Source organism: Paenibacillus sp. P4_E11 (assembly GCF_056401635.1).
Genome location: NZ_JBFUIX010000540.1, coordinates 1 through 1,095, shown reverse-complemented (window position 1 = coordinate 1,095; position 1,095 = coordinate 1). Strand labels below are relative to the sequence as shown.

Below are 1,095 nucleotides of genomic sequence, written 5' to 3'. Positions count from 1 at the left end.
CCTTCTTGCTGGGAATGTATAAATTGATTTTTGGATTCCCCGCACCGATTGTTCTCGCGCTTCTGCTTAATGAATTGAAGAATATGGTGTTCAAACGATTTGTGCAAACAATTAGCTATTTACCTCATTTTATCTCGAATGTCATAGTAGCCAGTATGGTTGTCATGTTCTTGTCTCCTTCAGGGGGCGTTGTCAACAAGCTCATTGAAGCACTCGGTTTTGAAAAGATTAATTTTATGCTAATGCCGGATATGTTTCGTTCCGTTTATGTGCTTTCGGAAATTTGGCAGCATGTAGGATGGGAAACGATTCTATATTTAGCCGCACTGACTTCCATCGACCCGATGCTGTATGAAGCCTCTGAGATGGACGGCGCTTCGCGGCTGAGAAAGCTGTGGCACATTACCCTGCCAGGAATTGCACCAACTATTGTTATTCTACTTATTCTGAATGTTGGCAAAGTGATTGAGATTGGCTTTGAGAAGGTTTTCCTGCTCTACAATCCAGCCACCTACGAGACCGCGGATATTCTAAGCACCTATGTTTACCGGGTCGGACTCATGCAGGGTAACTTTAGTTACGCTTCGGCTATTGATGTATTTACAGGGTTGGTCAGTTTAGTCTTTATTGTTTCAACAAACTATGCAAGCCGGAAGCTATCTGAAACAAGCTTATGGTGAAGGAGCTGTCTCATGAAATCAAGGATCTCTCTTTTTATGGTGATCAATGTTGTCGTTTTACTCGGTGTTGTTATTGTCACGCTGTATCCCTTCTTGTACATGATAGCCGTATCCTTAAGTAAGGATGTTTATGTGATGAAGGGCGAGATTTCATTTTTTCCAAAAGGGATTAATCTGGATATGTACAAATTTGTTTTGAATGACCCCCGTATTTTAACTGGTTATGTGAATACGCTGATCTATACGATTGTGGGGACCGCCCTCTCCTTAATGATTACTTCACTGGGAGCCTATTCGCTGTCCAAGAGAGAGATGCCCTTCTTCAAAGCCTTCACTTTAATGATCGTGTTCACCATGTTTTTCAACGGAGGCATGATTCCAACCTTTCTGGTCGTCAAATCCTACGGGTTGATGG

2 protein-coding genes are annotated in these 1,095 nt (G+C 42.4%); both read left to right on the top strand.

The genetic code is table 11. The features are described from left to right. On the top strand, nucleotides 1-680 hold a 680-nt coding region (locus AC1DWB_RS35855; protein ID WP_477545825.1), incomplete at its 5' end, for an ABC transporter permease. Nucleotides 681-692: 12 nt separating this feature from the next. Then, nucleotides 693-1,095: ABC transporter permease family protein (locus AC1DWB_RS35850; RefSeq protein ID WP_477545824.1), on the top strand; the 403-nt coding region annotated here is incomplete at its 3' end.